The sequence below is a fragment of the Amycolatopsis sp. NPDC003861 genome (assembly GCF_053605405.1).
The window spans coordinates 1-2,697 of the sequence record NZ_JBSGJD010000479.1 but is presented as its reverse complement, the minus strand read 5'-3'; the positions used below and the strand labels follow the sequence as shown (position 1 = coordinate 2,697).

The 2,697-nt window shown below is 71.2% G+C and carries 3 protein-coding genes; all 3 read right to left on the bottom strand.

Features of this window, described 5'->3' with window-relative positions; all coding sequences use genetic code 11:
* Positions 1 to 73: 73 nt before the first annotated feature.
* Genes ACWEVN_RS47510 through ACWEVN_RS47500 form a run of 3 tightly spaced genes read right to left on the bottom strand, consistent with a single transcriptional unit; the run spans position 74 to position 2,618 of the window.
* Positions 74 to 520 carry a tetratricopeptide repeat protein gene (locus tag ACWEVN_RS47510; RefSeq protein WP_449688187.1) on the bottom strand — a complete coding sequence of 149 codons (447 nt, stop codon included), beginning with the start codon at positions 518 to 520 and terminating at the stop codon, positions 74 to 76.
* A complete protein-coding gene (dapB, locus tag ACWEVN_RS47505) occupies positions 517 to 1,257 on the bottom strand; it encodes a 4-hydroxy-tetrahydrodipicolinate reductase (RefSeq protein ID WP_452055665.1) in 741 nt (246 codons plus the stop codon). Before dapB ends, ACWEVN_RS47510 begins: the two co-directional genes overlap by 4 nt.
* A complete protein-coding gene (locus ACWEVN_RS47500; protein WP_452055664.1) occupies positions 1,254 to 2,618 on the bottom strand; it encodes a M16 family metallopeptidase in 1,365 nt (454 codons plus the stop codon). Before ACWEVN_RS47500 ends, dapB begins: the two co-directional genes overlap by 4 nt.
* Positions 2,619 to 2,697 lie beyond the last annotated feature (79 nt).

Here is a 2,697-nt window from a genome sequence, read left to right as displayed (position 1 = left end):
GTCTGACGCACCGAACGCCACATTGGGTGCGTTGGACGCAACCAACGCCACATTGGGGCGCTTGGAACCCGGGTCAGCGGTCGGCCGCTTCCAGTTCGACGGCCTTCTTCATCGTCTCGCGCGCCCGGCGGCGGTCGCCCGCGATGTCGTAGGCGTACGCGAGCTTGTACCAGGCCCGCCAGTTCTCCTGGTCGGCCTCGACCTCCGCGCGGCGCTCCGCGAACCAGGCGTCGGCCGCGTCGCGATCCACCCGGCCCGACGGGCGGCGCGGGAGGCCGGAGACGTCCGGGAGCGCGCCCTCGGCGTCCAGCCGCCGGGAGAGGCGCTGGACCTGCAGGCCATTGCGCCAGGTCATGACGACGACCCAGATGCCCAGGACCGGCAGCAGCAGCACCCCGGCCCCCAGCGCGATCCCGACGCCCGTGCCCGTCTTGAACAGGGCGACCGCCCGATCCGCCAGCAGGAACAGGTAGACGACCAGCGCCGCCGTCAGCAGCAGCGCCACATTGCGGGCCCTCACAGGTCGAGGACGTTTTCCAGGCCGACCGTCAGGCCGGGGCGCTGCAGCACTTCACGCACGCCGAGCAGCACGCCCGGCATGAACGACGTCCGGTCGAGGGAGTCGTGGCGGATCGTCAGGGTCTCCCCCTCGCCGCCGAACAGGATCTCCTCGTGCGCGACCAGGCCCGGCAGGCGGACCGAGTGCACGCGGACCTCCTCGACCGTCGCACCACGGGCGCCGTCCAGCTCCGACGTCGTCGCGTCCGGGCCCGGTGCCACGCCCGCTTCCGCGCGGGCGGCGGCGATCATCCGCGCGGTGTGGGCGGCGGTGCCCGAAGGCGCGTCGGCCTTGCGGTTGTGGTGCAGCTCGATGATCTCCGCCGAGGCGTAGAACTTCGCTGCCTGGGCCGCGAACCGCATGGCGAGAACCGCGCCAAGAGCGAAGTTCGGCGCGATCAGCACGCCCAGCGACGGCTTCGGCGCCAACAGCGAACGCAGCGACGCCAGCCTGTCTTCGCTGAAGCCGGTGGTGCCGACGACCGCGTGGATGTCGTGCTCGACCAGGTACTCCAGGTTGCCCATGACGGCGTCGGGGTGGGTGAAGTCGACGACCACCTGGGCGTCGGCCAGCGCGGCGAAGTCGTCGCCCGCGTCCAGCGCGGCCACCAGCTTCATGTCCCCGGCGCCTTCGACGGCCTTCACCACCGTCGCGCCCATCCGGCCGCGCGCACCGAGCACACCGACGTTGACGGTCATGAAGCGATCACCTCGTGCAGGTCGTCAGGAAGGTCGTCGGCGTGAGCGTACGGCCCGACGACCGCCGCCGCCGAGACGCCACCGGGCCGCGCGAACAAAGTGCGAGCGAGCGCACACACGTCCTCGGTGGTCACCGCGTCGATGCGCGCGATCGTGTCGTCGACACCCAGGTAGCGCCCGTAGTTGAGCTCGTTCTTGCCGATCCGCGACATCCGCGACGAGGTGTCCTCCAGGCCCAGCACCAGCCCGCCGCGCAGCTGGCCCTTGGCGCGGGCGACCTCGGCGTCGGTCAGGCCGTCGACGCCGACCTTGTCGAGCACCTCGCGGATGACGCCGGCGACGTCGCCGAGCTTCTCCGGCTGGCAGCCCGCGTACACGGCCATGTGCCCGGTGTCGGCGTAGCTCGCCACCGACGAGTACACCTGGTACGCCAGTCCGCGCTGCTCGCGGATCTCCTGGAACAGCCGCGAGCTCATCCCGCCGCCGAGGGCCGCGTTGAGCACCGAGAGCGCGAAGCGGCGGTCGTCGTGGCGCGACAGCGACCGCAGGCCGAGCATGACGTGCGCCTGCTCGGTGTCGTCGGTGTGCAGGGCCAGCTTCGGCACGGTCTTGATCCGGGCGCGGCCCTCGCGCGGCGCGATCGGCGTCGCGGTGCCGGCCAGGCGCTCTTTCAGGGCTTTGCGCACCAGGCGCAGCACCTGGTTGTGGTCGATGTTGCCGGCCACGGACAGGACCATGCGCGGCAGCGTGTAGCGGCGCTTGTAGAAGTTCCGCAGCGCGGCCGGGGACATCTCGACGATCGACTTCTCGGTGCCGAGCACCGGGCGGCCGAGCGGGTGGTCGCCGAGGATGGCCGTCACGAACGTCTCGTGCAGCAGGTCTTCGGGGTCGTCGTCGCGCATCGAGATCTCTTCGAGGACGACGCTGCGTTCCATGTCCATGTCGCGGTCGGTGCACAGGGCGTCGAAGACGACGTCGGTGACCAGGTCCACGGCGAGCGGGAGGTCGGCGTCGAGCACCTGCGCGTAGTAGCAGGTGTGCTCTTTGGCCGTGAAGGCGTTGAATTCGCCGCCGACCGCGTCGATCTCCTCGGCGATCTGCGTGGCGTCGCGGTGCTTGGTGCCCTTGAACAGCAGGTGCTCGAGGTAGTGCGCGGCGCCGGCGACCGCGGCCGGCTCGTCGCGGGAGCCGATGCCGACCCACAGCCCGACCGTGGCCGAGCGCGACGCCGGGACGTGCTCGGTGATCACGCGCAGGCCGCCGGGCAGGACGCTGCGCTTGACGACCGCACCGTCCGGGGTGGACTCCAGTGTGCGGGTGGTGCCGACGGGCTGCTCGTGCCCGGAAACCTGCCGTGCCATGGGTTCCTTACTCACGATGCCGCGAAGGCCCCCTGCCGCCGGGGTCGTGAGTGGTAAGGCGGGTTAGAACCCGCTTTAC